Here is a 26781-nt window from a genome sequence, read left to right on the forward strand (position 1 = left end):
TGATTAAATCGTGGCGGAGTTAATCATAGGATTCAGTATGTAAAATATTGCGAATAAAATATATTAGGCTCAAGTCCCTTTTGCTTTTGTCGATATCTAACAGGAGCAGGCGAGGAAATATTATGAATCAAAATCATGCGTTAAGTCAGTACAATCAGGTAAGTTTGCATACATCCGTTACTGATGCGTCACCTCATAAACTTATTGATCTGTTGTTATTAGGCTTTTTAGAGCGCGTAGCTCAGGCCCGTGTAGCAATTTTAAACAACAAGATAGAAATGAAGGGCAATCGAATATCTAAGGCGATTGATATATTAGCGGGTTTACGCGCGGCCCTTGATTTTGAAAAAGGCGGTAAAGTAGCGACAAATTTAGATGACTTATATGAATACATGACGCATCTTTTAATTTCGGCAAATCTTAATAACGATTTAAAAAAATGCGATGAAGCCACAGATTTAATGCGCGTTATTCGTGATGGTTGGAATGGATTAGATCTTAAAGCAATTGAAGAGCACAAATAATCATTATGAATAAAACAATGACATTGATCGAAATAGAAAACAGCTTATCCAAATTGGCGATGGGTTTGGATATGGCCTTAGAGCAAGAAGACAGTAGTGCATTCGATAATCTTGATCGTCAAATAAATGAATTGGTTCAAGTGTGTGTTGAATTAAGAGCAATTGAATTTCAAAGTGTTGCGCTTAAAATTGAAAGAATTGTTAGAATGTACCGACGTGTTATTTATTTTCTTGAACAACAAAAGGTTGATGTTCAAGATAAAATTCATTCTCTAGGTTTAGAGAAAAAAGTACATCAAGCCTACCTGGCTCAAAACTATTAATTTCAAAATCATTAATCTCAAAACAACTAAAAGAACCTTCGATCAGTTAGTTCGTGAACGAGTCACGCAGCAGAAGTTGCCTGCGCAATTTCTGTTTTCATTTTATTGTCATTAATTTATCGTCATTAACTTATGTCATTAACTTACGGTTCTTGAAGTTGGTGAAATGTTTTTTGTATTGTTTGAAATTCCGGATTGATTAGGATTTCGTGAAAAGTAAGGGTTAAGCAATTAACGAATCAGTTGTGCTTGGTCGTTAATGTAGACCTGAAAGTTTGCCAAGTTTTCGATGTATCTCGCAAAAGACTGATTCTCATATACTTGCGTTATCACAATCTCCGCACCGTTGTGTGGATCAGTTTGCTGTATAAAATCCGGTAAACTTTGTTCGCCTCGGCTATCTACTTTAAAAATCATACCTGTTTCAACATTAACATCGCGACCAATATTGAGCGTTACCCCATTATTACTGATTTGAGTGATGCGTGCTTTCGTGGGTAAGCACAGCAATGAGTCATTAATCCAGCGCGCAGCTTGTGTAACAATCTCAGAAACAACCTGACCATAGTCTGTATCGTAAAAAGCCGCTGAGAAGGCTTGAGGTTTATTTTTAAGGCTGGTGCTGTCGTAGGCACTGCCAGAGAATTTTTTGTGCGCAACTTCAAGTCCGGTAAAGTTATCAATAACGGCTAAGCTGATGGAAAAAATTCGTGGTTTTTGACCGCGAATTTGTTTCCAGGGAATTTGTTTGTTTTTCAATTTGTCGAAAATAGACTCATCTGTGTTGTAAGCGGTACTTACAATATTACCAATAACAGAATATTGACTGTTATCTTTCAGCTGCAAATCTTTTAATGCGATTGCAAAACCCTGTCTATGAGATTTTCCGGGTAGTTGAGTTGTAGTGCTATCAATAGCAACCGAGCTATTTAACTCGGATAATTTACCGGTTAACTCTTTCGGTAACAATGTGTGTAGTGGCGATAAATCTACGGCATTGGCAGGCGATTGAATACTAAAACCTAAAACAGAAACTTTCTTATTTACACGCTCATTAATGGCGTTTTTGCACGAATTTTGCGGAGCCATTGCATTGTCGGTTTTTGTATTTTCCTGCATTTGGGACTCAAGTTCTATTGAATCACTCATTAAGTGATCTTGATCTGGTAATCCCACAACTTTTTCATTGGAACCATCGGAAATAGGTTTCATGGAATCCATTGCCGAATCTTCTTGTTTCAGCATCATTTCTGAATTATCAATCCCCTTAATTTCATCATCTGATGAATTTCTAGGATCAATTTCAACGGATGAAACCATGGTATGAGTACAGGAGATAGTTGCCATCAAACAAGTAGCCGTTAGCAGATACGTTAACGTTGTGAGTTTTTTACTAACAATTGCGAAAGGGTGCATTTGATTCATTTCTTACCGAATTCAATAGTTTTTTAAACCGACTAACGACACTGTAGGGTCTTGAGAAATCATATCCGCTTAATTGTAAAATCCCGTAAAATTCATCTTCAAATTCTCTTATATGGCTTCAGATGATTTCGGTATTGAGGTAAAAATAACTTACAAAAATTGTTGAATATAGGCGTTTCTATCTGTTTGATAAGCATTCGCATAATTTAAAAAGGCGCTTTAGTTCTATAAAACGTAGCTTTTTTAAATTTTTACTGTGAAATTTTCTAACGATCTGCATAAGTGCGTTCTTATTTGTCAGTTTTCTTTCACCTTCACCAGACAATAAATTGACTTTGATTTTAACCTAGTCTAATTTTTTTTAAGTATAGACGGAGTATTGGCTGGGCAAATAACCAAGATTTTGACGACTTATTATATTTGCGCGGTTTATATCTTTTTATCAACGATGAGAATGCAATTAACGTAAAACGAAAATCCATTATTAATTGCTAATATTATACTGAAGTTGTATTAATAATTTGCAGGTAATAATTGATCTCATTTACCAATAATCGTTTGATATTGATATCGGATTGAAATATCAAGGTGTATAGCTAGGTTGTTAATATGTGGGCAGAATTAAAAGTTTTAGTGATAGACGATAATCAGCAAAGGCAGCACGATCTAAAAATTGTACTCGATTTTATGGGTGAGCCTGCGGTTGTCTATAACTCTGATAGCTGGAAACAGGTAATTCACGATACACAATTTGAGTCTCAAGATTTTGTTGCCGTCATTATTGGCGATGTAAATTGTTCTGTAGATGGATTAATTGACGAGGTTCTAAATTGGGATAAATCTTTACCGTTTATCCTAATGTCGAGAAATGAATCTATCGATCTTGAATTATTGCAACGTGAATCGGTTATTGGTCAACTTTCAATGCCACCGTCTTACGCCACCTTAATGGACACTTTGCACCGCGCACAGCGATACCGCGAAGCGAAAACCCACGGTAGCATTAATCAAAAGCGCCCTGTGCATTTATTCAGAAGTTTGGTCGGTACCAGTCGTAAAATTGTTCATGTTCGCGAAGCCATGACTCAGGTTGCCGATAAAGAAGTTAGCGTGTTAATAACCGGAGAATCCGGTACGGGTAAAGAAGTTGTAGCACGTAATCTTCACTACGGTTCTGCACGTAGAAATGGTCCTTTCGTGCCAGTTAATTGTGGCGCTATTCCAGCGGAATTATTAGAAAGTGAATTGTTTGGGCACGAGAAGGGCGCATTTACCGGCGCCATTAATTCGCGCGCGGGAAGATTCGAGTTGGCTGAGGGCGGCACATTATTCTTAGATGAAATCGGCGATATGCCGTTGAACATGCAAGTAAAATTACTCAGAGTACTGCAAGAAAAAGTATTCGAACGCGTAGGATCTAATCGTCCTCAACCGACCAATGTCAGAGTTATTGCGGCTACGCATCGCAATCTTGAACAAATGATAGAAGACGGTACTTTTCGTGAAGATTTGTTTTATCGATTAAACGTTTTCCCCATTGAAATGCCTTCTTTGAGCGAACGCTGCGAAGATATACCAATCTTGATTAATGAATTGGTGGCTCGGTTAGAGAGCGAAAAGCGCGGTTCCATTCGATTTAATTCGGCAGCAATATTCTCGCTATCTCGTCATCTTTGGCCTGGTAATGTAAGAGAGTTGGCGAATTTAGTTGAACGTATGGCAATTGTGCATCCCTACGGTGTTATTGGCGCTCAAGACCTGCCTGAAAAATATCGTCATGTTGATATTGATGAAGAGTTCGAACCCGATACCGACGACATCGACGCTAAGACCACCATGGTAAAAATGGGTGATACCACCTTGTTGCCCGATGATGGAATTGACCTTAAAGAATATTTAACCAATTTAGAGCGTAATTTAATTCAACAAGCATTAGACGATTGCGGAGGTGTTGTTGCTAGAGCCGCATCACGTTTGGCAATACGACGAACTACTTTGGTAGAGAAAATGCGTAAGTACGGTTTGCATCGAGTTTAAATTTCGACGGCTATTTGTCGCTCCTCCTTTAAAGAGTCATTCTTTAAAAGCTTCCTCTATTAGCCTTTTTAAAAGGCTTTTTTTATATAAGTGAACGTGTATAAACTCATGATTATGTAAACATCTAGGGTGGCACCAAAATCAGGTGTTACTGAATTCGTGTACTCTGTAAAGTCTGTTACTTCGAGTCCTCTCTCAATAATTCATCGCAAACCGCCATTAACCTAACGATTCCTAGAGCAATCTCTTAGCCATTTTTATATTGATGTTAACTAATGGAACCTCTGATTAAATCATTCATGATTTAATCGGAAGACATACATTGACAATGCGATTCTCAATTTTTTCACAACTTCAATCATTTACTGTTCTTGACGTTGGCGACACATCCTTGTGTTGCGAGCAACTCTAGGTTAATCAGAGTTTCCTAGTAAATGCGGTTTTTGAAAAACGTTAAATTCGAGAATTTGTGCATTATATGAATAGTATGAATAAATTTTTTGAATTCTATTACTATGATTTTTCAGTATGACCGACAAATACTCCTGCACGTTCATTAAAATGGGTCGATTATTTGACACCACGTCTTTTGTAACACCTTGAAAACTATGAAAAAAATTTTGGTATTAAGGTTGCATTATTCTATGTGTATAAAACGTTTAACCTTATTTACATGATTTTTTGACGGAAATTAAAGGGTGTATGCTATGGTTTTTAATGCGATCTTGGGTGCAGAAAAAAATGTCACCGTATCCGATAAAAAAGCTGCAATCTTCAATGCGTTAATCGCTAAAAATAGCGTCGTTGCCTTTGATTCTCTAAAATCGTTTGAAAAAGTAAACGTTAAAAATGATCTTAACAACACATTAACACGGTCTCATATTCCTTTCGATTTAATTCTTGAAAAGGTCCCTGCTGCGGTATTGGTATTGAACGAACAGGGCAAGATTATTTACGCGAATGAGGCCGCAGAGTTTTTATTGGGTATACCCTTGTTACACCGACTTTGGCGTGAAGTTATGACGGATTGTTTTGTTCGTCGATTCGATGACGGTCATGAAATATCAACAAAACAGGGACGACGAATTTCGGTATCGACCAAAGGTTTAAGTGGCGGCCAAGAAGGGCAAATTATTTTGTTGTCCGATTTAACCGAAACTCGAAAACTGCAAGATCAGCTTAGTCATCAGAAGCGTTTATCTTCTCTGGGAAAAATGGTTTCTGCATTAGCTCATCAACTACGAACACCTTTATCGGCCGCGTTATTGTATTCCGGTCATTTGTGTGAAGATCTTAAATATTCTTCAAATGACGAAAATGATCTCGCAACGCAACAAACGTTATCCGTTCGGAAGAAATTTGCAGAAAAGTTAAGATCGCGTTTACGCCATTTAGAAAAACAAATTCAAGATATGTTGCTGTTCGTTAAAGGGGATTTACCTTTAACGGATCGTATTTCGGTACAACAGTTTATCAACGAATTTTATGAAGCCGCTGAAGTACCGCTTACAGCCAGTGGTTTTACCTTAGATATTGTCTATAAAACAAATGCGCAAGAATTTACTCCTCATTTTATTCGTTGCAATAAAGATGCTTTAATTAATGCTTTTCTTAATATTGTTAATAATTCTATTCAAGCCATTGAACACGAGCTTGATTCAAAAAAACAGTCAAAAAATTGCACTCGCTTAGAGATGTTAATTCATTTAAATAACTCAGGTGTTTTAAATATTGTCTTTCGAGATTTTGGGCCTGGAATAACGCCTGAAGTTCTCGCCCGCATCGACGAGCCTTTTGTTACCACCAAGCCCCAAGGCACTGGGTTGGGTTTGGCCGTTGTACGTACACTGGTTAAAGCTCACGGTGGGCAGTTTATTTTGAAAAACGCTAATCCGGGAGTAGAGGCAGTTATCACGCTGCCAATTTCATGAACGGTAGGTGATTAAAATTATGAAGAAGTTGGACATCGTATTGTCAATTTCTGTCCGCTGATTAAATCATAAATGAGCTAATCAACGGATTCTAAAAGCTATATACAAAAAATTCGGGTAATTAATTTAACGCAAAATCTTTTGGTTATTGATGTCTTTGAGTTATTCATCTCTCAAGTGGCGTTAACAATTTGATGATTTTTGGCCAGTGAGTAGTGTCCTATGAAATCTAAATTACGAGTCTTAGTTGCAGAAGATGATCCTTCTTTAAGAGAAGCTATTGTCGATACATTAGAAATAGCCAATCTAGAGGTTGAAGCGGTTGCCGACGGTAATCAAGCCCTGCAAGTTTTGCAATCGCGTAATGATATTGGCATTGTTGTATCGGATGTAAACATGCCTAATCTTGATGGCTACGAACTGCTAAAAATTTCCAAAGAACGTTTCCCGCACATTCCCGTAGTATTGATGACCGCCTACGGTACCATTCATCAATCGGTAAAGGCGATGCAAGAAGGCGCGGTTGATTACCTTGTAAAACCCTTTGAACCGGCACTTTTGCAAGAACTGGTACAACGCTATACCGGAGGTATTTCTGAAGAATTTAAAAATGCACCGGTTGCGGTGGCGAACTCCAGTTTACAATTGTTGGAGTTAGCAAAACGCGTTGCAAAGTCGGATTCCACGGCGTTAATTTTAGGCGAATCGGGAACCGGTAAAGAAGTTTTAGCGCGTTATGTTCACGACTGTTCTAACCGTAGCCAAGGGCCCTTTGTGGCAATCAATTGTGCCGCCATTCCTGAAACCATGCTGGAGTCTATTCTATTCGGCCACGAGAAGGGTGCATTTACCGGTGCTACGGCCAGTATGCCCGGTAAATTTGAGCAGGCCAATGGCGGTACCATTTTACTTGATGAAATTTCTGAAATGGATATGGCGCTACAGGCAAAGCTATTACGTGTGTTACAAGAGCGCGAAGTTGAGCGTTTGGGTGGGCGTAAAACCATCCGTCTGGATGTACGCGTTATTGCGACGTCTAACCGCACTATGCTGGATGAAGTGAAGGCGGGGCGCTTTCGCGAAGATCTCTACTACCGTCTTAGCGTTTTACCGTTGTCTTGGTTACCTTTACGCGAGCGACGTGACGACATAGTGCCTTTGGCTGAAAAGCTTTTACGCAAACATGCAAGAAAACAACATCGAAATGGCGTGCGTTTATCGATAGACGCAAAGCAAGGTCTAATTAACTATTCTTGGCCGGGAAATGTTCGGGAATTAGACAACGTAATACAACGAGCGTTGATCTTACAGGAAGGGCTTACCATCAATGCTTGTGATCTGGGCTTACCAAACGAAAAAGGCGTAGCTATGGCCTTGCCGGTGATATCGGCGTTGAGTTGCAGCGACGCTTCAAATAATACTCTACCCAGCACGACAGTAAACAGTTCAGCACCTGAGGTAATGACTACATCCATAACTATCCCTAAAACCAATTTGAATGAAAATACAAATTGTTTTCGAGCAAATGTTTCCGGCTCCCACGAAAACGTGTTCGAGAGTTGGATGCAAAACGAAACTACTGTTGCGCACTCACAACCGCAGTCGTTAACTCCACTGTGGCATGATGATCAGAATTCCAATCTATTCGCCTCAAGTGCACCCACTGTTCGGTATTCGCCGGTCTCTGAGCTGTTTAGTGAGGCTAATCTAGACACCGTTGATACCGTAAAAACACCACCAGCTACACCGGATATGGGTAAAGGCAGTCTGGGGAACGATTTAAAGCAACGCGAGTTCGAGCTTATAGTTGATACCATTCGCGATGAGCGTGGCAGCCGCAAGCGAGCCGCGGCGCGTTTGGGAATTAGCCCGCGAACACTGAGGTATAAAATTGCCAAATTTCGTGAAGTTGGATTAATTGTTGAAGAACAGCTTTAAAGCGTACTTTGAGTTTACACATTAAATTGTATTTATGACGCTAATTGAGGTTTGAGTTAATTGACGTTTAATTAAATAGGGCCTTGCCGAGGTTTCTCCCTAAAGCGCGGTGCTTTTATAAACACAGTGCCTTTATAGATACGTTCTTTATAGATACATTTTTTAAGTTTCTCGGTTAAGCTGATAGGTATCCATTCCATTCTTTATTTTGTTCACCTGCTATATTTAACAAGCCGTTTAAATTACAGAAACCTCTAACTAAATCATGGATGCGTTAACTTAGGGGTTCCTAGAGATTCGTACATGGCGATATGATACTCGCTGATTAAAAAATGTTTGAAAGATTGTTTGTTTTCGAACATTACCGATTAGTGCAAACAGGATTAAAAATTACGGTTAATAATTACCAAACAATTTTTAACCAGTTCCGCGATTGAAAGCCCCTGTAGCTGGGTTTTTAATCCAATTAGAGTAGATAACAGCCGCTTTTACCTTGTTTTATAGACTTTCGTAGCATTAGCGACTATTCGTTAACCTTAGTTTCTGCCGTGGTCATTTTTTGGCTTGAGGTTTGCTGAATGCAGCAAGTAGCTCGATGATGCCGGTGCATTCAAAACGCAAAAGAGCTTACTAAAAAACACCAATCTATACCCTTGTGGGAATTGTGTTCAGCGTCGGTTGTGTTTGAATCCGCAAAAGTGTCGGCTTCGGTAAAGTATATTTTGACTCACTTTAAAAGCGCAGCACACATTAGTGAAAAAATATTCTTGACGAAAAAGGTATTCTATAGTTATTTTTGCAATTGTCAGCTGTTGGAACGATCCCAATAAGGTGGCTGGTTGTTGTAGCCTCCTAGTTGCGGGTAGAACACAGTGATTCTTACAAGCGATTAATTTTGTTGGAATTGTTGAGGATGATTTTATGCGTGACGAACTAACCAATGACGACTTCAATTCAAGTGATGTGCTTAACAGCATCGGTGATGAGCTGGACAACTTCACCGCTAAAAACTTGCAAATTGATGCCCGTAGAAGATTAGAAGACGCGTTAGAAGAGCGTAGGCTTAGTCGAGAGCTGCGCGAATTTGATTTTGATGACATAGACGATTAATAGAGCCCGCTGTATTTGTGGTGTTCGCGGGTGAACATTATCCTCATCATCTAATTCGTTAGAGCACGAACAGCATTGGACTCTGGTTAACTCTTTGCGAATTAATCAGAGTACCTGTATCAGTGCTCTAGCTTAATATTGCGATCTTTAAACGGTAACTTTCGTTACTCTTGTATCTTTATGAATACCGCATATTCGGTATTGATTCGATTTATATCTCACTGTATTACTAGGCTTTTATTCGCTTTCACTCCACGCGGTAATATTCGTTGTTTGTCTGTCTCATTGGTAAATGCTTTCAATTCGTAAACTGTTTTAAATTACAACGCCTTCTAATCTCCAAAATCTTATAATTTATAGGAAACTCTGATTAACCTAGAGTTTCTCGCGACACAAGGATGTGTTGCCAATTTCAAGAACGGTAAGTGATTGGAATTGTGAAGAAATTGGAAATCGCATTTTCAATTTCTGTCCTCTGATTAAATCATGGATGAGTTAATCAGAGGTTCCTATAGATTCTTCTAATTAATAAACTCTTCCAATTGATAAATTCCCCTGAATTCTACGTTTTGTAGTACGAGTGTTTTTCACTAATTTTTGCTGAAGTAAAATTACACGGCAAACTATTTCCTCTCGAATAACTTTTGGAACCACCGGTTAACTCATCCCTGATTTGATCAGCGGAAATTGTTTGAGTTTGTGAAGAGTTCAGAAATTATATTTCTATTTCTTACCGTTATTTAAATATGGCGGAGTTAATCAGCGTTTTATTAAGTAAACGCTAATAAGCTTTAGATTTGCGGATTTTTTTCAGACTTGATCATAGTTTTCTAGAGAGAATCAAAAACTCTCATATTCCATGGTTTTTGATAACTACTCAGAATGTTGTATCAAATTCTGCGACTAACACAAAATGTTCAATCAATAACGCTGTTGGCCTAGTTCTCGCTTTAACCCACTTGTGAGAGTGCATTGCCGTTAAAGCGGCAATAAATAGATTTACCAAAGGAACCTCCGATTAACTTATCCCTGATTTAATCAGAGGTTTCTAAGGATGAAATTGCAGAGATTTTTAGTTTATCCATAAAGCTGGAATTTTTAACGAGTTGATGGTTGTTCTGCAAAAAAATCAATCTGTGAAATGAGTAATTATCGTGGCTATTAATTTTGACACTGCATTAGGTATCCACCCACTTGCATTACAAAAACGTACCGAGCGTGCAAATATATTGGCAAATAATATTGCCAATGCAGAAACACCTGGGTTCAAAGCACGAGATCTTAATTTTCAGGCCGTTTTTGAACAGCATCTTTCAAACCAAACTGAAGGTTTGAATATGGACGTCACTCAATCCGGTCACAGACCCGGCGGCGCTGTAGTTATAAACGATGACGAACTTTTGTATCGAAATCCTTTGCAGCCTTCTATTGATGGCAATACCGTAGAAGAGCACATTGAACACGCCGAGTTTATGAAAAATTCATTAGCGTTTGAATCCAGTTTTTTATTCTTAAAAAGTCGGTTTAGCGGCCTGTTAACCGCATTACGCGGTGAATAATAGAGGTAAAAAATTATGTCATTAGGCGATGTCTTTAGAACATCTGCGTCGGCACTGAGCGCAAATACGGTTCGAATTAATACCACGGCAAGTAATTTGGCTAACGCTGAGTCCGCCGCATCGAGTATTGACGAAACCTATCGCGCTCGCCACCCAGTTTTTGCCGCGGTGGCGAAAGAAGCCTTGGATATTAATTTTGATACTCTTGATGCAGGACCCAGTGAAACCAGTGGTGTTCAAGTTTTAGGTGTTGTCGAATCAAATGCGCCGTTGCAGCAACGTTACGAGCCGGGCCATCCTCTCGCCAACGAAGACGGTTACGTATTTTACCCCAATGTAAATGCCGTAGAAGAATTGACGAACATGATCTCAAGCTCAAAGGCCTATCAAATGAATGTTGAAGTGCTTAATTCAGCAAAATCAATGATGCAAAGAATATTAACGCTTGGTCAGTAGGGCTTTTTGCGGAGATTAAATAATGGATATTTCCAATGTTGAATCGGTACTAAGTCGTTTCTCACTTGAAAACCGCGCTACAGAAGAAACGGATGACGGCGACGATCTAGGTAGAGATGTTTTTCTGCAATTATTAACAACGCAATTGCAAAATCAAAACCCATTAGAACCCCAAGAAAACAGTGAATTCGTCGCACAACTTGCGCAATTTTCACAATTAGAAAGCCTGGGTGAATTAAACAATAATTTTACCGACTTTAGCAGTTCATTTTTATCTAACCAAGCTTTGGCCGCTTCGTCGCTGGTTGGAACTTCGGTAACCGTTCCTACCAATACCGCCTTATTAGCACCCGGTGGCGTGGTTTCTGGACAAGTGCAATTACCTGCTTCCAGCAACGACGTTAATATCGATATATTCGACAGCGCAGGCAGTTTTGTCGATCGAATTCCATTAGGAACTCAGGCCGCTGGGGAATTGGTTTTCCGCTGGGATGGCAGTTTTGCCGAAGTTAACGGCGAGCTTATCGACTGGCAATCATCAAGATCTAACATCGACAGCGGTGAATACCGAATTACGGTAACCGCAAATATTAATGGCAGTACGACACAATTGGATACCGGCTTAAGCGCAAATGTTAACAGTGTCACCGTTGGTGGAAACGGAGAGCTCACGCTAAACCTTGCCGGTATAGGCGCATACAGCATTAACGATGTTATTCAGTTTAATGAACAATAAAAACACCGTTTTATTCGGTTCGATGGAGTAAATTATGTCATTTAATATTGGTCTCAGTGGAATTCGTGCGGCAAATATTGACCTTGAAGTGACGGGTAATAATATTTCGAACGCCTCAACCATAGGGTTTAAGGAAAGTCGAACCGAATTTGGTGATATTTACGCAAACTCATTATTTGGATCAGGCTCTTTAGAAGTTGGCGATGGTGTACGAGTCACCGAGGTGGCGCAATCATTTGACCAAGGTAATCTGGCTTACACCGAAAATGAATTAGACCTTGCTATAAGTGGTGAAGGGTTTTTTATTGTTGATGCCGGTGGTGAATTAAATTATACCCGCGACGGAACCTTCGGTGTTAACGAGAGTGGTTTTTTGGTCAATAACTCAGGATCTATTGTTCAAGGCTTTGGGGCCGACGATGACAATAACATCATCGGTGTATTAACCGATCTTCAATTATCAACCGATAATATTGCGCCCCAACAAACCGTCGATGTTGATTGGCGAATTAATCTCGATGCCGGTGAATTACCGCCGCTGGTAACTACGTTTGATTCAACAGATGCGGCCAGCTATAACAGCGTTACGTCAGTGACAATATTTGATTCATTAGGCGTATCGCATACACTGACACAATATTACGTACAAAACTCGCCAGCCGGTGGCCCTTCACAATGGCAAGCCTACACTTATATCGACGGAGCCGCAGCTTCTGTTGATGCCACCGGTAATCCAGTTCCCAACCTATTAACGTTTGATTCTACCGGTAATTTAAGCGCGGTAGATGGTGTTGCCGGAGCAACCGAATTTGACATTCTAAATTGGTCTAACCCTCAGGCAACGGACCCTGCACGTGCAACACTGACGATTAATTATCGCGGTTCTACTCAATTTGGCTCTAATTTTGGTGTTGCCGATGTTTCACAAGACGGATTTACCACCGGTCGATTATCGGGATTAGAAATTGACGAGTTTGGAATCATATTTGCGCGATTTACCAACGGACAATCTAGTGTTGTGGGTCAAGTTGCGCTCGCGGAATTCACCAACAACCAAGGATTACAACCGGTAGGCAATAATTCTTGGGCACAAACTTTTCAATCGGGCGAAGCAAATATTGGCGCTCCAGGTTCTGCCGCGCTAGGCTTAGTTAACTCGGGTGTATTAGAGGAATCAAATACCGATTTAACCGAGCAGCTTGTGCAATTGATTATTGCGCAACGTAATTATCAAGCAAACTCTAAAACGGTTGAGACGGCTGACCAGGTCACGCAAACCATTATTAATATCCGTTAAAAAAGAATTGACTGTGCGACTTGGGCGACGAAAGTCGCCTTTTTTTTGTTTTTATTTTTCTATGGCATCGGCTTTGCTCACTTAATAAAAAGCGGTAATTTTTTGTCATAAGCCGGTTTTAATGTTTTCGACAGCTTATGTTTTTTCTTTAGTATTGTGAGAGCCCTTGAATATGGATAGAGCAATTTATATCGCCATGACGGGTGCAAAAAATAATATGTTAGCACAAACCGCCAGAGCCAATAATTTGGCGAACGCCAACACAACAGGTTTTAGAGCCGACTTTGAGCAAGCGCGCAGCATGGGCGTTTATTATGGTGATGGCATTCCAACTCGCGCCTATTCGCAAACAGAGCGGCCCGCAACCGATTTTAGTCATGGCTCCTTAAATTTAACCGGACGCGATCTTGACGTTGCTATTGAGGGTGATGGTTTTTTGGTGGTTGCTACGGCAGACGGTTCTGAGGCGTTAACAAGAGCCGGTAATTTTGTCATTAGCCCAGAAGGTATTTTGCATACCGGTAATGGTTTACCGGTTTTAGGCGAGGGTGGTCCAATTATTTTACCACCGCTTGAGAAACTACAAATTGCAAAGGATGGTACGCTCAGTGTGCAAATTCAGGGGCAGGGGCCAGAAGCGCTTGCCAATATTAATCGTTTGCGATTGGTTAATCCTGATCTTGAAAATGTAGAAAAAGGTGAAGACGGTTTATTTAGATTACGAGATGGTGGTGAATTTGTTGATGATCCTTCCGTCACGGTAATTGCCGGATTTTTAGAAACCAGTAATGTTAATACCATCAGTGAATTAACCTCGGTTATTGCTTTGGCTCGACAATACGAGACACAAATAAAATTAATGTCAACCGTAGAAGAGAATGCCGATGCAAATCTTAAACTTTTGCAGCTTTCTTAAATAAAAAGAAACTCTGGTTAACCTAGAGTTTCCGGTGACACAAGGATGTGTCACCAATTTCAAGAACTATAAGTGATCGAAATTGTGAAGAAATTGGAAATCGCATTTTCAATTTCTGTCCTCTGATTAAATCATGGATGAGTTAATCAGAGGTTCCAAAAAGTAATTCGGTAGTTTTTTGTCAAAAAATACCAGCTAATTTAACGGACCCAATTTTTTATTAAAAATATTGAACATCAGAGGTATTTATGCACGCAGCACTGTATGTAAGTAAAACGGGTTTAAGTGCTCAAGACACCCAACTAACAACCATTTCAAATAATCTGGCTAATGCATCGACCGTTGGTTATAAGCGTGATGCCGCAGTATTTGAAGATCTAATTTATCAAATTACTCGTCAACCCGGTGCGCAATCAACCCAAGATACAACCTTACCGTCGGGTTTGCAGCTAGGTACTGGTGTGCGCGTGGTAAGTACGCAAAAACAATTTACAGAAGGCAGTTTACAAGTTACCGATCAAGCATTGGATGTAGCCATTAGCGGTCGCGGTTTTTTTCAAATAGCGTTACCCGATGGTACAACTGCATACACACGTAACGGCCAATTTCATTTAAATTCCGATGGTGACTTGGTAAATGCCAATGGTTTATTACTCGATCCTGCTATTACCGTTCCAGAAAATACCAGTACATTAACTATTGGTACAGACGGAATTGTGACCGCCAATATCAGAGGGCAAACTAACCCAACTCAAATTGGCACGATTGAAATTGTCGACTTTATTAATCCATCGGGTTTAGAAGCCTTTGGCGGCAACTTATTTTATGAAACCGCCGCAAGTGGTAATCCCCTAACAGGTACGCCGGGTCAAAATGGTTTAGGGGATTTATTACAAGGTACACTCGAAAACTCTAACGTGGATATTGTCGAAGAAATGGTAAATATGATTACTACGCAACGTGTTTACGAATTAAATTCAAAGGTTGTGACTACGGCCGATCAAATGTTGCAGTTTATTAGTCAAAATCTTTAATTTGGCATTAATAACCGTGCAGTAAATAGTTGCATTCATCATTCTCGCAAACAACAGAAAATAATAACGAATAACGGTGCGACTGTTTGTGGATGCTAAAGCAAAGAAGTACAAAAAATGACTCAATTATTTAATTTCTACAAGCGTTTATCTCTCTGCGTAATTCCATTAATAAGTCTGGCGGGCTGCGCGGGTCAATCCAGAATGCCGACACCGGATTCTGATCCGTTTTATGCGCCAGTTATCGCACCACCGCCGCCGGTAATTCCGCCGAGTAATGGATCTTTGTACAGCGAAAATTATTCGATCTCTCTATACACCGATGCTAAAGCCATGCGCATTGGGGATATCATCACCGTTATTCTTGAGGAAGAAACCAGTTCCAGTAAATCATCCAATGTATCGTTGGTAAAAGATGACGACGTTAATATAGAAGAGGGCACGGTATTAGGTTCTGGAGTAAGTGTAAAAAATCTGAGTTTATTAACCGATCTGGTCGCAGAAAGAGAATTTACCGGAGAAGCAGATGCAGACCAAAGTAACAGTTTAATTGGTGATATCACGGTAACTGTGGCAGATATTCTGCCCAATGGTAATCTTGTGATTCGCGGTGAAAAATGGATCACCATTAATCGTGGCGATGAATACATTCGCTTGAGCGGTATTATTCGTCCGGGTGATATTGCCACCGATAATACGGTTGTATCAACGCGTATCGCCAACGCTCGAATTTCTTACAGCGGTACAGGTGAGCTTGCCAATACTAATCGGCAAGGTTGGTTGTCTCGATTTTTTAACGGCCCTCTCTGGCCATTTTAGCGAGCGTAATTATGATTATTTTACGTTGCATTATTTTCGGTTTATTTATCTTAATATCCAACGTGTCTGTGGCTGAACGCATAAAAGACATAACCAGTATCCAGGGTGTTCGTTCGAATCAATTAATTGGCTACGGTCTTGTCGTTGGTCTAGACGGCACCGGTGATCAAACCAACCAAACACCTTTTACTGCGCAGTCTTTTAGCTCAATGTTAAAACAATTCGGAATTGCCATACCCGAAGGTGCTCGATTTCAATTGGCGAATGTCGCCGCTGTGGCCGTGCACGCCCAACTGCCGCCGTTTGCAAAACCCGGCAGCGCCATAGACGTAACAGTTTCTTCTATTGGTAATTCGAGTTCACTACGCGGTGGAAGCTTATTGCTAACTCCTTTAAGAGGTATCGATGGTCAAGTATATGCCATTGCACAAGGCAATTTAGTGGTGGGTGGTTTAGGTGTAGAAGGTGCAGACGGATCACGTTTAACCGTAAACGTGCCTAGTGTTGGTCGTATTCCCGATGGCGCATCGGTTGAGCGCGAAGTCGCGGTAAGTTTTACCGACGGTGGCCCCATTGTATTGAACTTACATCATCCAGATTTTACCTCTGCCAAGCGTATGGCCGAGATTATTAATTTTACTCTTGGGCCAGAAACCGCATTTCCGTTGGATGCTGCATCGGTATCGGTGCGTTCACCGGTAAATCCAGCGCAAAAAGTTGAGTTTTTATCACTTATCGAAAATCTTGAAATAGAACCCGGCGAAGCGCCCGCGCGAGTCGTTATTAATTCTCGTACCGGTACAATTGTTGTTGGTAGTCACGTGAGTATAGAGCCTGTTGCCATTACCCACGGCAGCTTAACGGTCACTGTGCGTGAAACTCCAGACGCTGTGCAACCCAATCCGTTAGCCCAAGGCCAAACCGTAGTAATTCCACAGTCAGAGATTATTGTGGAAGACGGCCCGCGACAAATGTTTCGATTTTCACCAGGCCCTTCATTGGATGACATTGTTCGTGCCGTTAATGAAGTTGGCGCAGCACCCGGTGATTTAATGGCCATATTAGAAGCGCTTAAACAAGCCGGTGCCTTGCGTGCCGAGTTAATTGTGATTTGATTATGGAATATTCAATAGGCCGAACCAATTTAGATTCAAATGCTTATACAGATTTGAACTCATTAAACTCCATAAAATCATTGGGTCGTGATCAAGACCCAAAAGCAATCGCCGAGGTCGCTAAACAATTTGAATCGTTTTTTATTAGCCAACTGCTAAAAGAAATGCGAAAAACTACAGACACCTTGGGTGAAGATAATTTTTTAAACAGTAACGAGATGAAATACCATCAACAAATGTTTGATCAACAATTGTCGTTGGCGCTTTCTAAAAATGGCGGCGTTGGTATCGCAAAAATTCTGGAGCAGCAATTAAACAATCAGTTTCAGTTGGATTGGGGTAAAGAACAACCAACGACTGCTGGGTTAGAACCTCGTCAGCTAAATAATGATTCTTTGGCGTATCGAAAAATAATACCGGCCAATAATTTTCACGGAATCACACAGGATTCTATTAAGCAAAATGACTTTTCGGATTTTACTAACAAAGCCGATTTTATAGAAACCCTAAAGCCCTACGCGAAAAAGGCGGCAAGCCAACTCAATATAAATGAAGATGTTTTACTGGCGCAGGCAGCTTTAGAGACCGGTTGGGGAAAACACATAGCGCAAGATCAGTCTGGCTACAGTTATAACCTTTTTAATATTAAAAGTGATTCGCGTTGGAATGGACAAGCTGTTCGTGTTAACACGTTAGAATTTAACGGCAATGTTGCTTATCAAGAACAGGCAGATTTCCGATCGTATCAGAGTTTTTCAGAAAGTTTTGAAGACTATGTAAGTTTTATTCAAAGCAATCCACGTTATCAGAATGCACTGGCAGTTGCAGAAAACCCAAAACAATACGTAGAAGAGTTACAGAAAGCAGGTTATGCAACCGATCCTAACTACGCAGAAAAAATTATTCAGTTGTTGGATCAACCCGAATTTAAATGAAAAAATTCACGTTAATGGTATTGGTAGAGGTTAATTATGTCGCTAATTAACATTGCGTTATCCGGCTTGCGATCGTCGCAAACATCTCTTGCAACGACGGGCCATAACATCTCAAATACCAACACAGAAGGTTATAGCCGTCAGCGTACCGAACAAGAAACACAGCAACCCCGTTTTACTGGCGGCGGTTTTGTGGGCACAGGCACACGGATAGTATCGGTCGACCGCTTAAGCAATGAATTTATCAACGAAGAATTGCGATCTGCTGGCGAGAATTTAGCAGAATCAGAAGCATTTTTAGATCAAGTTCAACAATTAGATTCGTTGCTGGCTTCTTCCAATACCAGTTTAACGTCAAGCTTAGAACGATTTTTTGGTTCTTTATCTACCGCCGCAGAAGACCCTCAAAGTACAACCACTCGTCAGTTAGTCTTGAGCGAAGCTAGTGGTTTGGCCGAGCGATTTAATATCTTGTATCAAGAGCTCAATGAGCAGAACAGTTTTGTAAATAACCAAACCGAAGCGATTATAGAGCAGGTTAATCAGCTGGCTAATAATATATCGGGAATTAACGCTGCGGTTGCCACTTCATTCGCCAATGGAAGACAGCCCAATGATCTTTTAGATAGCCGCGATCAGGCTATTCGAGATTTAAGCAATTTGGTTGGCTTAAGTGTGGTAGAGCAGAGTAATGGCGTCGTTAATTTATTTATTGGCACCGGCCAACCCTTGGTTGTTGGCGAACAGGTGACCGAGTTAGCGATAAGACCGGCATTGGATTCCAACTTTCAATTAGATGTTATACAACCAACGTCCGGAACAGTTCTAACCGGCATTATTACTGGCGGCGAGTTGGGTGGTTTGCTGGATTTTCAACGCGGACTAATTACTACATCGTTAAATGAATTAGGGCGTCTTGCATTAGTGACCGCCGACGCATTAAATCAACAACAGGCCCGTGGTTTAGATTTAGACGGCAATTTTGGTGTGAATATTTTCAACGATATTAATACCCAAAGATCAGCAGAAAATCGTGTGACTGCCAGTGCCGATAATCTAGGTACTGCTCGGTTGCAGGTTAATATTACCGAGACCGGACAGCTTACCGCCAGTGATTATGAGCTACGCATAATTGGCGGCACCTATGAGTTATTACGACTTGAAGACGAAACCCTGGTTGCTTCGGGAGCAACTCCTCTACCGGGTACCTTGACCATTGCCGGAGAAGGTTTTGATATACAATTAAATTCAGGTGCCGTAAGTGATGGTGACATATTTTTTATTTCACCCACACGACGCGCCGCCGATGATATTCAACGGGTACTTAACGAAACCTCACAACTGGCATTTGCAGCGCCCTTAAGATCTACAATTTCTGAAGATAATCGCGGTGAATTCACCATTAGTGATCCAAGAATTGTCAGTGACTTAGATCCATCAAATCAAAGTATCTTAACTACGGCATCGGGTACCTTCCCGTTAACTCTTGTATTTGATGAAGCTGCAAATACATTCAATGTTACCGGCGTTGCTGCTGGTTTTACCGTAACACCGGCCGCCGCACCTTTTGTCAGCGGAATTGGCAATTTACTTACGTTTAATATTACAGACGCAGGCGGTAATTCTGTTGATTTTGAAATTGATATTTCAGGACGACCTGAAAACGCAGACACACTTACCATCAGTTTTAATGAAAACGGCGTTGCCGATAACCGCAATGCATTAGCGCAGGTTGCGTTACAAACATCCAATCTTATTCGAGGAACCGCAGCGAGTACCACTGTTTCTCAAAGTCTGGTCGATAGTTACGGGCAGCTTGTCGAAAATATTGGTGTTGTGACTTCGCAAAAATCCATCGAAGTGGAAGCAAACCAAAGTATTTTCGATCAATCATTTACAAATCGTGAAGAAATATCCGGTGTTAATCTAGACGAAGAAGCGTCAAATCTAATTCGCTTTGAACAAGCTTATAACGCCGCTACACAAGTTATTTCGGTCGCTCGACAATTGTTCGATCGAATTCTACAAATATAACTGAGGCGATCATCAGATGCGTGTCTCAACAAATTTAGCATTTAGCGGTGGCATCAACACTATTCAAGATGTCTATTCGGATCTATTACGTACGCAAGAACAAATAAGCACTGGCAAGCGAGTTTTAACACCGGCTGATGACCCCGTGGCGGCTACACGTATTTTAAATATTCAGCAGGATAATGCCTTACTTGACCGATATCGATCTAATATTACATTGGGTATTAACAATTTATCTGAAGAAGAAGCGTTATTAAATTCAGTCACCATTGCAACGCAACGGCTGGAAGAACTGGCTATTCAATCGGGTGACGGTATTTTAAGTAATCAAGATCGACTCGCCATCGCTCTAGAAACGCAAGAGATCTACGAGCAATTAACTGCGATCGCAAATAGCCAAAACGCCAGAGGCGAATATCTATTTGCCGGTAGTCAAGCAGATCAACAACCCTTTCGTATTCAACCAGACGGAAGCGTTCTTTATTTAGGCGACCAAAGCGGCAGAGACGTAGAAATTGCCGGTGGCAGTTTTATTTCAATTCGGGATAGCGGCTACAATGTTTTTCAAAATATCCGTAATGAAAGTAGAGTCGTTACGTCATCCAGTAATTCTGCGCTTGCTCAAATTGGCGCGGGTGAATTGATCGACGAAACCGCATTTGATAACTACTACGATGCGTTTGCAGGCTTGCCAGCACCACAAATTACCAATCTCAGCTTAATTGATAATCGCGATGCTACTGATCCCAATTTCCCGGATGTGCCTCTAAATTACACCTTGCAATACACCCGTCCCGATGGCAGCGGTCCTGTGGCAGTGACAAATTTTAATTTGGTGAATCAAACCACTGTTGATGCCGATGGATTTCTCGAAATAGAAGTCGATTTAACAGCTGATTTTGGGCAAAAATTTTCCATTTATATACCAACCGACAGCGATGGATTTGTTCGTGGTGCTGGTGATGCGGACGGTGCCGGGCCTGGAGTCGGCGAAACCACGCAATTCGCTATCCAACGTCAGGAATCCCGCGGACTACTGGCAACCGCGTTCGAATTAACGCAATTGTTAAATCAACCCGCAGAAAGCCCTTCGGCGAACCAATATTTGTCCGATCGATTAGGTGCAATTATTTCTAATTTAAATAATGCTGGCCGAAACATCGACAACGTTACCGCCAGTATTGGTGCACGAATTAATATATTAGAGTCCACGGATTTTTTACACGAAGATTCTCAAATTTTTAATGAAGATGCCTTATCGCAAATTGAAGGCTTAGACTACGCCGCGGCGTTAAGTCAGTTAAGTTTACAACAAACTATCTTAGAAGCTGCACAAACGAGCTATGTGCAGGTTACCCAGTTGAGCTTATTTGATCGTTTGTAGTAACTCTACAAAACTTTGATTAATCTAGGGTTTGCCACGACACTAACATGTGATGGCAATTTCAAGAGCGGTAAATAATTGAAATTGTGAAAAATTGAAAATCTTATTTTCAATGTCTATTTTCGGATTAAATCATGGCAGAGTTAATCAGAGAGTATTTATAAGAATAAAATAATAGAAAATTCTAATGTGTTCGGCGTTTTCATTGCTGTTTAGGTATGCATTAGTTCCAAATTGTATTAACTGGGTGTGAAGTTCTATTTTCAAGTGCTGTTCTTTAGTATTTAGAGCATTTAGGTCCGGGCGCTTATTATTCTTTCCTTGTATACCGTTATATTTATGTTGGCCTAGGTATTTCTGGGTTTTTATTGCTGTTAACAAGCTTACGAATTGCAAAACGTGTTCTTAGTTCTATTAACATTGCTCGTAGGGCCAAGAGTCTAAAGGTCTTCAATTATTTGCCGAAATAAAGTTATAGAAACCTTTGATTAATTCACCCATGAACTAATCAGAGAGTAGAAATTGAAAATGTAATTTCCAATTTCTTCACAATTTCAATCACTTACCGTTCTTGAAATTGGTGACACATCCTTGTGCCGCAGGAGACTCAAAGTTAATCAGAGTTCCCTATAGACACCAATGTGCCTGTTAATCGAAGTTCAGCCATTTTTATCATAAATTAGGTAATAACTATGATACCTTTGCTTGTTCCAGATCTGCCTTCAGTTCACGATATATTGCCATGGTTAAAGCAAATTGATGAAAATCGCTGGTATTCGAATTACGGTCCATTGTGCCAAGAATTTGAACACGAAATAACCGGTCTCTTAAAAAGAGAAAATCCCGATTCGGTCAACAGTTTTTCCATGGTATCTACCTGCTCGGGTACAACTGCTTTAGAAGTTGCTTTGAGTGCTTACAGATTTCGTCCGGGCACAAAAGTGTTGTTGCCTTCATTGACTTTTCCCGCCACAGCTACCGCAGTAATTCGCTCAGGACTTATTCCAGTATTAGTGGATGTAGACCCAAATAGCTGGATCTTAACCCCCGAGATTGCCGAGCAGGCACTTATAAAAAGTGGTGCAAAAGTAGTTATTCCCGTTGCCGCTTACGGTTGTAAAATTAATGAGGAACTATGGCAATTATTTGCCGAAAAAAATAATTGCCGCGTATTAATTGATGCAGCGGGTGCTTTTCCAAGTCAGACACCGCGACAAAAAGTCGATATTTGTTACAGTTTTCATGCGACAAAAAGTCTCGGCATAGGTGAGGGCGGTGGTATTGTTTCGGTAGATAACTTGTATCTTGATATTTGTCGAGATATTACTAATTTTGGTTTTTCCAACGGAACTATTCATACCGCAGGTATGAATGCCAAATTGAGTGAATACCATGCAGCAATTGGATTAGCACAAATTGCCCGATTTAATGAGATTAAGCTAAAACGACAAGCGTTGTATGCTACGTTTAGATCTAAATTAGAATTTTTATCGGATAAATTTCAATTTCAAAATGCTGATATTCCAAAGCTACCCACGTTGTTTGTGATTAAACTCGGTCAAAATGCCAAAGATCTTGCGCATAAACTGCACGACTATGGTATTACTACAAGACAATGGTATTGTCCGGCATTGCATAATCATCAAGCCTTTAAATCCTACGTAAAAAATCTATCCTTAAAATACGGTAGCCTTATTAATAGCCAAATCTTGAGTGAGCAACTGTTGGGTTTGCCATTTCATCCATTTCTCTCAAATACCGATATAGATTATATGTGCTCTTCATTAGCAAAAGCTTTAGTTGAGAATTCGCAAAGTTCGAGAGCAATGACTACGGTTGCGTAGAATGATAACAACCTCTGATTAACGTATCCCAGATTTAATCAGAGAGCAGAAATTGGCAATACGATTTCCAGTTGCTTCACAATTTCAATTACTTACAGTCTTTGAAATTGACGACATTTTCTATGTTGCTCGAATTTCTAAGTTGAACAGAGTTTCTTATATGTGAATCACTGATCAGCCTATTCGTGTTTTAGACGATTCCGCAAGACACTTTTATTTGGCATAAAGACTGCTCATTTCTTTTATTAAAAAATTAAGTGGCATTAAGTCAGTTAATTGACGCACAGCTGACCAAAAGAGAACAGAGAGCAACTATGTCAAATAATTCTTCCGAAATAGAAAAGATATACGATTTAGAAGATCTCGAACGTTGCGTTTATCGTCGTGATTATGAAAACGCGATGTTAATACTTTTACGTGCTTTGCAAGGTTTTGAACAAAAAACCTGGGATTTGGTTACCGTTAATCAGTCAGTGGCCGTAAGAAATCGCAACAAGAGCGCGTCAAAAATATTACTCACACGCTTTTGCGCAGCCGTAACCGCATTATTATCCGATCCACAACTTACTCTAAGTCGCAGTGGTTTTGAGTATTTATTGCTATTTAAGCGATATCTAGACACTGTATTTGCCGCTACAGACTTTTCTGATATGTCGCACATCCTCGCATTAATTGGCGAAAAGTCTGGCACTGATACAATTGTTTATAAAAATGACTCCGATTTTTATAAGGTGATTGTGGCTTGTAGTGCAAATTCGGGCGAAGAAATTATTGGCAGTTTATTGCAGTCTTTACCCAAAGATCTTGGGTTCTTATTTTGGTTGAGTTTACTCGATAACGAAATGGTTTTAACCGAAAAGTCTGACAATGCCAGAAATACTATTTTAGAACACGCGTCTCGATTTGTTACCATCGTTCCTTCTGATATTGCGGTAATACGATTGGTAAACACTTGGATGTTTTGCAGTTACATGAATAATCCGCAAAAGCATCACATAAAAATACACCTTAATAAAATTGTTAAAAATTATTGTCAAAAAAATGGTGTAAAACAACCTTTTATTGCTCAACACAGAGTCACCAGAGAAAAACCGGTGTTATTGGTAATTGCTGAGCGATATACCTCTGACCATGCCATGTACCGTTGTTACGGCCACGCGGTAGACAGTCTTAATAAGCATTTTTACACGGTATTTATTTCGGTAGAAAAGCGGTTTGATCGTAACTCTGTAAAAAACTTTAATCAGGTCATCACACTCGATAAGTCGCACACAGTTAAAGACATTAAGTCGACTATTGGCAAAATTATTAAATTAGCACCCGATGTTATTTATTATCCAAGTGTTGGTATGGAGGCGTGGGTGGTTGCCTGTACTCAGTATCGTTTGGCACCCATTCAATTAATGACTATGGGCCATCCAGCAACCAGTTTTTGTGAACATATGGATTATATCGTTGCCGAAGAAGGCACCATGGGTGATCCACAATGTTTATTTGAAACCGCTATGCACGTTAAAAACGGTGCCTTTGCATTGTCTATGGGCGCGTTACAGTTTGAAATTTTTCCCAACGTTAATGTGAATCCCGATGTGTTAAAAATTGCCATTCCCAGCATTGCCTACAAGCTCAATCCCTCGGTATTGGATGTTTGCAAAAAAATACTAGAAACCAGCTCAAGACCGGTTGAATTTCATTTCTTTCCCAATATGTCTGGGGTTAATTTTGCGGCAATTCAAACCAGGCTATCAGAAATAATGCCATGTGTTGTGTATGAAAATATGCACTATAAAGACTATATGCGTCATCTCGCCGGTTGTGATATTGCGTTGAGTCCATTTCCCTTCGGTAATACCAACGGTTTTATCGACTGCATACGCTTGGCCATTCCGGTGATTTGTTTGGATGGTCCAGAAGCTCACAGTCATACCGATTATGAACTGAGCTTAAGGGTAGGCTTACCGGAATTTTGCAGAACAACTAGCGTGAGTGATTATTACGCGGCAGTTATGCGGCTTATTAGAAATAATTCAGAACGTGTTGAAATTAGTAACAGTTTATTAGAGAAAAATATCGACTCATTGCTTTTTAATCATAAAGAATCGGACGTAAGCGAGGATTTTTCCCAATTATGTTTCTGGATTTATCAGCATCACGAAGCAATTAAGCACGATAATCATAAGCTCTGGACGGTTGCACAAAGACAGAGTTTTGTACCCCAAAGCACCTCTCTAAAACAGGCGCAAATATCTTAGAGACTCACAAATGGCTAAAACAGTTGCGTTTGGAAATAACGAATATACAGAAATTCTAACCAAACTCGTACCCGTTGATTTCATAGTGGATGAATTTTCTAGCGAGAAATCCGCGCACGATTGTCCCATAGTTCGCTTATCTGAGGTTTCGCAGGCCGATAATATGATTAACTGCGTTTATAACTCCAGAGCTGCCTACGCACATCTTAAGCTGCGGTCACAGGGTTTTAAGCCAATTTTTATCGGTGATTTTGTCAACCGTCATCCCAAAGAATTTGCCGCTACTATGTTGGCACAGGCGCAAGCGGGAATAAACGAAGATTTTGCGATTATTGAACGCTGTTTACCTTATTTTGCCGATCAGCAATCAAGAGACGAGCTTACCGCCATTGTGCAGTTTAGGCATACTCTCGACATACAACATTTGATGCATTTTGATGTAAAAATAGATCAGCAATATTTCGAAAACTTTGTGTTGAATAAAAAATTTAATTGTTTAATAGACGGCGGCGCTTACGATGGTCATGACGGCATTCGTTTTATTGAGCTCTTTGACCCGATACATCAGGTTTATTTGTTCGAACCCAATATAAAAAATATTGAACTCATAAAGTCTAATATTGCAAAACGAAATATGACGGAATTCTTGTCGTCAGGAAAAATTACAGTAAAAAATGCCTGTCTTTCCGATAAATTAGGCTATGCTTTTTTAGAAGGTGAAGGTACTGAAACCAAAATAACCAAAATATTTGATAAGTTACCAAGTTCGCCCAGGCACGAAGGCAACTGCGCAGAAGAAGTTTCTGGCTATATCGAAACGACTTCCATCGACACGGAAGTGTCTGAAATGATTACTAACGACATAAATGCGCGTGTTTTAGTCAAATTAGATATTGAAGGTGCCGAAATGTCGGCTTTAAAAGGCGCCATTCAATCAAGGGACAATGAAAATGTCGGATTTGCTATCAGCGCATATCATTTGCCTCACGATTTGACGGATATATTCACGTGGCTACAGAGCTCGTCTATTTCGAGAAAGTATTATTTTCGACATTATTCAAACGGTATCTGTGAGTCTGTACTTTTTGCCATCTAAATTACTCAGGTGGAAA

Annotated in this window: 21 protein-coding genes; 20 read left to right on the top strand and 1 reads right to left on the bottom strand. The window is 40.2% G+C overall.

What is annotated here, in order from left to right:
* The first annotated feature begins 122 nt into the window (after positions 1-122).
* The gene (gene fliS, locus ACYQ28_RS15100; RefSeq protein ID WP_460051457.1) at positions 123-524 is read left to right on the top strand and encodes a flagellar export chaperone FliS; all 402 of its coding nucleotides are present in this window, start codon (positions 123-125) and stop codon (positions 522-524) included.
* A gap of 17 nt (positions 525-541) precedes the next feature.
* Positions 542-847, top strand: coding sequence for a hypothetical protein (locus ACYQ28_RS15105; RefSeq protein WP_460164723.1), 306 nt, complete (start codon positions 542-544; stop codon positions 845-847).
* A gap of 231 nt (positions 848-1078) precedes the next feature.
* Here the strand turns inward: ACYQ28_RS15105 and ACYQ28_RS15110 are convergent, their stop codons facing one another.
* A complete protein-coding gene (locus ACYQ28_RS15110) occupies positions 1079-2194 on the bottom strand; it encodes a hypothetical protein (protein WP_460051460.1) in 1116 nt (371 codons plus the stop codon).
* 687 nt (positions 2195-2881) lie between these two features.
* Between ACYQ28_RS15110 and ACYQ28_RS15115 the strand changes: the two genes are divergently transcribed.
* From ACYQ28_RS15115 to ACYQ28_RS15200, 18 genes are all read left to right on the top strand, one after another.
* Positions 2882-4309: a sigma-54-dependent transcriptional regulator gene (locus ACYQ28_RS15115; RefSeq protein WP_460051462.1), complete on the top strand. Its 1428-nt coding sequence runs from the start codon at positions 2882-2884 to the stop codon at positions 4307-4309.
* Between the two features lie 707 nt (positions 4310-5016).
* Positions 5017-6240: a sensor histidine kinase gene (locus tag ACYQ28_RS15120; protein WP_460051463.1), complete on the top strand. Its 1224-nt coding sequence runs from the start codon at positions 5017-5019 to the stop codon at positions 6238-6240.
* Between the two features lie 222 nt (positions 6241-6462).
* Positions 6463-8178: a sigma 54-interacting transcriptional regulator gene (locus tag ACYQ28_RS15125; protein WP_460051465.1), complete on the top strand. Its 1716-nt coding sequence runs from the start codon at positions 6463-6465 to the stop codon at positions 8176-8178.
* A gap of 921 nt (positions 8179-9099) precedes the next feature.
* Positions 9100-9288: a PA3496 family putative envelope integrity protein gene (locus tag ACYQ28_RS15130; protein WP_460051467.1), complete on the top strand. Its 189-nt coding sequence runs from the start codon at positions 9100-9102 to the stop codon at positions 9286-9288.
* Positions 9289-10442: 1154 nt separating this feature from the next.
* A complete protein-coding gene (gene flgB, locus ACYQ28_RS15135) occupies positions 10443-10847 on the top strand; it encodes a flagellar basal body rod protein FlgB (protein WP_460051469.1) in 405 nt (134 codons plus the stop codon).
* Positions 10848-10862: 15 nt separating this feature from the next.
* Complete coding sequence (flgC, locus tag ACYQ28_RS15140) at positions 10863-11303, top strand: flagellar basal body rod protein FlgC (protein WP_460051471.1); 441 nt, start codon at positions 10863-10865, stop codon at positions 11301-11303.
* A 22-nt stretch (positions 11304-11325) separates the two neighbouring features.
* On the top strand, positions 11326-12039 hold the full coding sequence (locus tag ACYQ28_RS15145; RefSeq protein WP_460051473.1) for a flagellar hook assembly protein FlgD: 714 nt from the start codon (positions 11326-11328) through the stop codon (positions 12037-12039).
* A 34-nt stretch (positions 12040-12073) separates the two neighbouring features.
* A complete protein-coding gene (flgE, locus tag ACYQ28_RS15150) occupies positions 12074-13336 on the top strand; it encodes a flagellar hook protein FlgE (RefSeq protein WP_460051475.1) in 1263 nt (420 codons plus the stop codon).
* A 172-nt stretch (positions 13337-13508) separates the two neighbouring features.
* Positions 13509-14252, top strand: a complete 744-nt coding sequence (flgF, locus tag ACYQ28_RS15155) for a flagellar basal-body rod protein FlgF (protein ID WP_460051477.1) — start codon at positions 13509-13511, stop codon at positions 14250-14252.
* A gap of 248 nt (positions 14253-14500) precedes the next feature.
* Entirely contained in the window at positions 14501-15286 is a 786-nt protein-coding gene (gene flgG, locus ACYQ28_RS15160; protein ID WP_460051478.1) for a flagellar basal-body rod protein FlgG, read from the top strand.
* 117 nt (positions 15287-15403) lie between these two features.
* Positions 15404-16105 carry a flagellar basal body L-ring protein FlgH gene (gene flgH, locus ACYQ28_RS15165; RefSeq protein WP_460051480.1) on the top strand — a complete coding sequence of 234 codons (702 nt, stop codon included), beginning with the start codon at positions 15404-15406 and terminating at the stop codon, positions 16103-16105.
* A gap of 11 nt (positions 16106-16116) precedes the next feature.
* Positions 16117-17220 carry a flagellar basal body P-ring protein FlgI gene (locus ACYQ28_RS15170; protein WP_460051481.1) on the top strand — a complete coding sequence of 368 codons (1104 nt, stop codon included), beginning with the start codon at positions 16117-16119 and terminating at the stop codon, positions 17218-17220.
* A gap of 2 nt (positions 17221-17222) precedes the next feature.
* Positions 17223-18155: a flagellar assembly peptidoglycan hydrolase FlgJ gene (gene flgJ / locus ACYQ28_RS15175; RefSeq protein ID WP_460051483.1), complete on the top strand. Its 933-nt coding sequence runs from the start codon at positions 17223-17225 to the stop codon at positions 18153-18155.
* Positions 18156-18191: 36 nt separating this feature from the next.
* On the top strand, positions 18192-20189 hold the full coding sequence (flgK, locus tag ACYQ28_RS15180; protein WP_460051485.1) for a flagellar hook-associated protein FlgK: 1998 nt from the start codon (positions 18192-18194) through the stop codon (positions 20187-20189).
* A gap of 16 nt (positions 20190-20205) precedes the next feature.
* Entirely contained in the window at positions 20206-21573 is a 1368-nt protein-coding gene (flgL, locus tag ACYQ28_RS15185) for a flagellar hook-associated protein FlgL (RefSeq protein ID WP_460051486.1), read from the top strand.
* 692 nt (positions 21574-22265) lie between these two features.
* Positions 22266-23417 (top strand): DegT/DnrJ/EryC1/StrS family aminotransferase, encoded by a 1152-nt coding sequence (locus ACYQ28_RS15190; protein WP_460051488.1) that lies wholly within the window; start codon positions 22266-22268, stop codon positions 23415-23417.
* 314 nt (positions 23418-23731) lie between these two features.
* Positions 23732-25669, top strand: coding sequence for a hypothetical protein (locus ACYQ28_RS15195; RefSeq protein ID WP_460051490.1), 1938 nt, complete (start codon positions 23732-23734; stop codon positions 25667-25669).
* A gap of 10 nt (positions 25670-25679) precedes the next feature.
* A complete protein-coding gene (locus ACYQ28_RS15200) occupies positions 25680-26765 on the top strand; it encodes an FkbM family methyltransferase (protein WP_460051491.1) in 1086 nt (361 codons plus the stop codon).
* Positions 26766-26781 lie beyond the last annotated feature (16 nt).

Source organism: Sessilibacter sp. MAH1, from assembly GCF_054658315.1.